Raw genomic sequence first — 6,000 nt, 5'->3', positions numbered from 1 at the left:
ATAGAATCGCTTGGTTGATCCCTTTTTTGAACCCATACAGAAAAACACCTCCAATTTGTCGTGGATAACTACATACGACGATGGCGGTGTTTTTTCCTTGTCTCATTTTATTGGGTCACTCTAAAAATCGAAGCAGTGGTTTTTGTTTGCATGTTCTTACAGACTTACTACTAGCCTGCTATTCATCCATAAGCATATTCTTATTAATTAACATGAAATTGCAGTAAAATTATAGTAATTCGAGATAAAATGAGGGATTGACAGTGGGACAAGTGCATAGTGATGTGATTCAGTTTCGGGGAAGCCATTACGATTTTGGATTTAGACAAGGGCAGCTATTAAAGGGCTCTTTTATCTTGCCGAACCGCAAAAAACAGTGGGGACCGGCAAACCGGAATTTTACTATAAATGAACAACAAGCGAAAAATCTTCTATTAAGTTTATCGCCTGCCATATGGGAAGAAATCTGCGGACTGGCAGATGCGCTGGAATGGCCGATGTATGACGCCATTAAAGATTTCGGCGGCTATTACTTGGAATATGTCCGAAGCGGCTGTTCCATTTTCACAACGCCTGATTTTATGATCCGGAATTATGACAGCACACCGCTCGGCTATGAGGGACGGTTTGCTCTGTACCAACCGACGGATGGCGGTTATGCGACCATCGGGCCGACTATGCAAATTACGGGGCGTACTGACGGCATCAACGAAAAAGGATTGTCTATGGGTTACAATTTCATCAATCGACGGGATTCAGAAGATGGGTTTATATGCAATATGATTGGGCGCCTCATCTTAGAAAATTGTGCTACCAATGAAGACGCCATTGCACTATTAAAAGAAATTCCGCATCGGCGTTCGTTTAGTTATGTTTTATTGGATTCAAGCGGTGAAACAGTTGTGGTTGAAGCATCGCCGCGTGACGTCAAAGTACGACAATCCACCATTTCCACTAACCACTTTGAGTTGCTGACGGAAGAAAACCGCTACCAAATTGAAGATTCCCAGCGAAGAGCACAAACCATGCAAGATCATCAGCACCATTTGACTGATGCCTTTAGCGCATTTCGTCTGCTCAATGATTCAGGCAAAGGCGTCTTTTCCAAAAAGTATGCTACTGCTTCGGGCACACTTCATACAGCCGCATATTTTCCAGAGACGCTTGAAGTCGGTTTTGCATTAGGGCCAGATCGTTTGCCGCTTATGCTAGACTTCCAAAAATGGCTCGATGGAGAAAAATTGTACATCAAACGCATTAACGGAAAGTTAAATATCGATGCATCATTCGTCAATATGGCGGAACAGTAAAACAAAGCGCTCTTTTCTTGTATTAGAAAAGAGCGCTTTGTTTATCTATAGTAGAAATTCGTTTTAAAGCCGGATTTTATCCATATGGGCAAAACCGATATCGGTATCAATTTCACCAGTGACTTGTTCAAATTCCGCTGCGTCCCCTTCAAGCCAGCTGCTGAAATCAAACTCCAGCGGCTCCTGGTTGCCGCCAAGCGCAAACCACGCTTTTTTCTCTTTCGGGAAATAGGCAGATGTATGAATCGTCCCCGCCCAGCTTTTATAGAGATTCGAGAACACACCTTTATCGGTGTCGTTGAACAGCCTGAACGTCTTATGAGCGTCCGCTGTTTGGTCTTCTTGTAACTGGATAGCAGCCAAGCGATCGTAAGAATCCTTCAGATAATTGCGGTTTTCCTGCTTGTGGATTTCAAAATGATTTGTGCAGGCATTCGCTTTTCTTACATCGACCGATCTCGGGCTCGCTTCAACGATGACGGTTTCCCCAGTCGCATCCAAAACGACATAGCTGAAAGAACCCCGGTGCGGAATCTTCTTCAACAGCTCGACCGCTTCATCGATTGTCGCACATGTTTCCAAGACAATACGGCTGATCATATAACAAACAAATCCATCACCAGGCTTTTTCCGGTGAATAAAATTATAGCCAAGCGCCAAGCCTTTTTCATTCATGCCATCCATGCGGCCGGTGATGCGGGACGATGGACCGATTACCGCATAGCCTTGGTCTGTCGGCTGATAGAGCATGTAACGGCCTTCATAGGTTTGCGGATGAAAATCATAATTCCGCACCAAGAAATCATCGCCCGTCACGATAGAACAGCCGCTTGGCAGTGCGTCGATCCGGTAGCCGCCAAAGTTTCGCAGCACTTCTTCCATCGGCACGTCCAGCGCTGCTTGCAGTCCCAGAAATTCATCCCAAATCCCAGGTGCGAACGTTTGGAACATGCTTTCCGCTTCTGCCACGTCAATCAAAAATCGCGCCCTTTTGATATCCCATTCTTTTGTCCGGTTTTCCAGAATCATCGAATCCTTCAACAGTTTTCCTTGCATAAAACCAAATTGAAAATGATCACCTTTGAATTGTATGATGTCACTATGTATTTTTTTCATCCTAGTCTCCTTTGCTGACGCAGAATGGCTTTTACCTATCAGCATACACGTATCCAAAACTGATTTCAAAGAACAACAAATTAAAGCCGTCTTCGAACAATCCGAAGACGGCATTTAGCCACTGCTTTATAGGTCAATCAGATAACTATTTTCCTTCGTAAGCTTGCTGCAGTGCATGAAGATCCAATTTTTTCATTGGAAGCATTACCTTCATCACCCGCTCCACTTTTTCAGTGTCCGGATCTGCGAACATGTCATTCAAAGCGACGGGGACCACTTGCCATGAAACCCCGAACTTGTCCTTCAGCCAGCCGCAAACTTGCGATTTTTCATCTCCGCCTTCCGTCAGCTTGTCCCAGTAATAATCCACTTCTTCTTGGGAATCGCAATTGATGATAAACGAAACGGCTTCGGTGAAAGAAAATTGACCGCCGCCGTTCAAAGCGACAAAATCTTGCCCTTCCAGTTGAAAGTCGATGGTCAAGACAGTTCCTTCAGGCATACCATGAATTTCAAACCCTTCTTTTACGTAATAAGTTTTTCGCCCAGTCTTGGCATCTTTGAAAACAGACATGTAAAAGTTAACTGCTTCTTCGGCATTCATATTGAACCAAAAATTAGTGGTGATTTTTTGAATCTTGCTCTCCATACCGCATCCTCCCTTCTCTGCAAAAAGTTAGCGTTAAAGCAAAATCATATCTTCTATAAAGCGTGGCTATGTATAACATCGTTTCTAGTTGCTTCCATAATACAACATTTTGCCGAAATAAAAATATACCCAATATGACATTTTTCTCGCTTTCGGGTATATATAAATCGATTGGCCAAATTTAACTTTTGTATTGAAAAGAGGGATAACGATGCCACTTCTAAAAATGCTGATTGGCCTGCCGGGAAGCGGCAAAACCACCTATGCCCGAAACCTTGCCGCTACCCAGCAAGGGTGGATCCATTTGTCATCCGATCAAATTTCACAAAACAACTATGCGTCCAGTGACAATTCTGATTCTCAGAATGTCTTTGCGGAGATGTATCAGCAAACCGCTGCTGCTCTTGAAGCAGGAAAAAATGTTATATACGACGCCACAAACCTAGCTTCCAAGAGAAGAAGAAGCCTCCTTAATCGCCTCAAAAACTTTCAAGCAGAAACAGAGGCTGTCGTATTTCTCACGCCATACACAATAGCAAAAACACGAAATCAAAAACGGTCCCATCCCGAACGGGTACCAGATTGGGTTATAGAACGATACATTCGCAGTTTTCAATTTCCAAAGTTGAATGAAAACTTCAACAAAGTAACGGTCGTTTTCGATCCGGCCTTTTCCAAAACTACTAATGGCAAACTTTCGGCAACTGAACTTCGCCAAACTATCCAAAGGAGCGATATAAGTTATCAAGAAGTTCTCGGTTTTTACCAGGCATTTGAAGAAACAAAGCCGCTTCTCGAAATAGAACCAGCTGTTCAGCACTCCTATAAAATATTAACTAAACAACATAATGAACCACTAGAAGCAAAAGAACGGGAACTGCTTTCTTGGGTTGCTTTGCTGCATGGCATCGGCAAAGCTTATGTCCGCAAAAATTTGCCGTTTGAAGAGGATAATTTCTATGGCTACGAGCATGTAAGCATGTACCTTGCCTACCCGATTTTATTAGCGCTTCATTTTCAGGAAGAATTCATTTTCAATGCACTCCTATTAATCGACGAACATGTTGAAGCCGGCTATTCCAAACAAGGAAAAATAAAACGGAGATTGGGATTAGAAAATTACGAGCGTCTGCAGGTCTTTCTCAAAGCTGCTTTATAGATGACTTGTTTCCATTACGGAAGAAAGTGCTTGTCCACCCTACACTTGTTAAGAGTATTAAGTGGACACTTCAAATAATGCATTCAAAAGCAGAAGAAAAAGCTTCACACAATGAAGTATGAAGCTTCCATATATGAACACACTTTTTCGCATTAGAGCTTCTATTGCACTTTTTCACTTAAAACCGACTTCCATACTTCCCGCAAATCTTCAATTTCCTTTTTGCCATTTCCTGAAAAGGAAGAACCGTGCATTACAGCCAGCGTGTTCGGATGAAGTTCGGCCAAGTCATGCAAGATTCGGTCTGTCTTCGAACTGTAAGGAATATAACCGGCCAGCGGGCTTTGTTCGAAGCCGATAAGCGATCCACGTGTCCGCTCCGCCAAGCTTTGTTGCGTAATTGGTTCTACATTCCCATCATGGTGAAACAAATCAGAAGTCAACAGCGTTCGGTCATTTTCTTCATAAAATAATCCCGCATCCCAGCCATGCGGCACATGGGGTGTGCTCAAGTAGCGCAATTTTTTATTGCCGATATTGAGCACTTGCCCGTTCTCCAAAATATGTGCCGGGCGAATCGCAAAATCGTTAATGTTGACCATCCCTCCAATCAACCCCGTGACAGCTTGTGACCCTGGAGCCAGTTCCAGCCAGTTATTGAGCGAGCCGCACTCATCCGATTCAAAATGGCTAAAGCCAATCCAGCGCAATTGGACCGGATCCATCAATTGCTTGACGGCCTCCTGCATTTCGGAAAAAAATGCTTTCAATCCTGTGGCAAACAACAAAGGCTCTTTGTCCCGAATCAGAAATTGATTAAATTGCATGTCCATTTCCGGCACGTAAATGGAGATGCGAAAAACATCGGGAGCAATTTCGTCAATTCTTGCCATGCCAGCTCATCACCTTTCATATGAAATCATTTATGTATGAAGGCAGTCTATATATGTCCCCACTATAACACGAATAATCAAAATTTTATTAAAATCACAGCAAGAAAATAACATTTTTTTGTTGCCAACAAGCAGAAGATAATAACTAGGAGATTACCAATCCAGCACTTCAGTGCACTAAATTATTTTGGTAAAGATGAGTATATTGATCTATACTTAGCTATTGAATTTCAGAAGATTAAGTATATAATTCAGGGTGAATGAAAAACATATTCTTGATACATATATTAAATATTTATCAAGGAGGAAGTCTAATGAAAAAGTTTCTCGTTGCCCTCATGATCGCATTCCTTAGCCTGTCTGCCATGTCCACTGTCAGTGCCCATCGCGATGATGACGATGACAAGAGGAGTGTACGGGAAGAATTAGCCATCAGCAAAAAGGCGCTTGAGAAGTATCGGGACATCGATGTTGCATTGGATGAAGGCTTTACCGGATTAGTGCCAGGAGCTTGCGTACCGAATATGGGGATTCACTTGATCAAACCTAATCGGGTGGACGATGCGAAACTACACATTAAACGACCGGAGATTTTAGTTTATGAGCCACTGAAAAATGGCAAATACAAACTTGTAGCCGGAGAATGGTATGTACCGGATGAAAAAACGGATAAAACGCCAAAATTGTTCAACCAAAAGTTCCAAGGCCCAATGGCTAACCATGATGGTTCTCCGGGTAAACACTATGATTTGCATGTATGGCTGTTCAAAAAGAATCCGGATGGAATATTCAAGCCGGAGAATAAACGCGTAAGCTGTAAATACGCTAAATGAAGAATCTCGCTAATTGAAGTTTTCTACTTTAGATAGTATG

6 protein-coding genes are annotated in these 6,000 nt (G+C 42.7%); 3 read left to right on the top strand and 3 right to left on the bottom strand.

All coding sequences use genetic code 11. From position 1 onward, the window contains the following. The first annotated feature begins 263 nt into the window (after nucleotides 1-263). Complete coding sequence (locus FQV28_RS07605; protein WP_146495184.1) at nucleotides 264-1,310, top strand: C45 family autoproteolytic acyltransferase/hydrolase; 1,047 nt, start codon at nucleotides 264-266, stop codon at nucleotides 1,308-1,310. A gap of 63 nt (nucleotides 1,311-1,373) precedes the next feature. Here FQV28_RS07605 and FQV28_RS07600 read toward each other — a convergent pair whose 3' ends face one another. Together FQV28_RS07600 and FQV28_RS07595 are read right to left on the bottom strand one after the other, a co-directional pair. Then, nucleotides 1,374-2,426 (bottom strand): C45 family autoproteolytic acyltransferase/hydrolase, encoded by a 1,053-nt coding sequence (locus FQV28_RS07600; RefSeq protein ID WP_146495183.1) that lies wholly within the window; start codon nucleotides 2,424-2,426, stop codon nucleotides 1,374-1,376. 145 nt (nucleotides 2,427-2,571) lie between these two features. Next, on the bottom strand, nucleotides 2,572-3,075 hold the full coding sequence (locus FQV28_RS07595; RefSeq protein ID WP_146495181.1) for a VOC family protein: 504 nt from the start codon (nucleotides 3,073-3,075) through the stop codon (nucleotides 2,572-2,574). Between the two features lie 211 nt (nucleotides 3,076-3,286). Here FQV28_RS07595 and FQV28_RS07590 point away from each other — a divergent pair, with 211 nt between their 5' ends. Further along, nucleotides 3,287-4,234, top strand: coding sequence for an ATP-binding protein (locus FQV28_RS07590; protein ID WP_146495179.1), 948 nt, complete (start codon nucleotides 3,287-3,289; stop codon nucleotides 4,232-4,234). Nucleotides 4,235-4,395: 161 nt separating this feature from the next. Here the strand turns inward: FQV28_RS07590 and FQV28_RS07585 are convergent, their stop codons facing one another. After that, nucleotides 4,396-5,127, bottom strand: coding sequence for an oxygen-binding di-iron domain-containing protein (locus tag FQV28_RS07585; protein WP_146495177.1), 732 nt, complete (start codon nucleotides 5,125-5,127; stop codon nucleotides 4,396-4,398). A gap of 314 nt (nucleotides 5,128-5,441) precedes the next feature. On the opposite strand from FQV28_RS07585, the gene FQV28_RS07580 reads away from it, so the two are divergent. Beyond that, entirely contained in the window at nucleotides 5,442-5,960 is a 519-nt protein-coding gene (locus FQV28_RS07580) for a hypothetical protein (RefSeq protein ID WP_146495175.1), read from the top strand. Nucleotides 5,961-6,000 lie beyond the last annotated feature (40 nt).

Origin of the sequence: Planomicrobium sp. CPCC 101079 (assembly GCF_007859275.1) — a bacterium.
Lineage (GTDB): Bacteria > Bacillota > Bacilli > Bacillales_A > Planococcaceae > Planococcus.
Note: the sequence above shows the minus strand (reverse complement) of the source record. Positions and strands in the feature narration are given on the sequence as shown.

Bases quoted from the DNA above. Each gene is read 5' to 3' on its own strand.
- FQV28_RS07585 (WP_146495177.1), bottom strand. From the start codon at position 5,127: ATGGCAAGAATTGACGAAATTGCTCCCGATGTTTTTCGCATCTCCATT.
- FQV28_RS07600 (WP_146495183.1), bottom strand. From the start codon at position 2,426: ATGAAAAAAATACATAGTGACATCATACAATTCAAAGGTGATCATTTT.
- FQV28_RS07595 (WP_146495181.1), bottom strand. From the start codon at position 3,075: ATGGAGAGCAAGATTCAAAAAATCACCACTAATTTTTGGTTCAATATG.
- FQV28_RS07580 (WP_146495175.1), top strand. From the start codon at position 5,442: ATGAAAAAGTTTCTCGTTGCCCTCATGATCGCATTCCTTAGCCTGTCT.
- FQV28_RS07590 (WP_146495179.1), top strand. From the start codon at position 3,287: ATGCCACTTCTAAAAATGCTGATTGGCCTGCCGGGAAGCGGCAAAACC.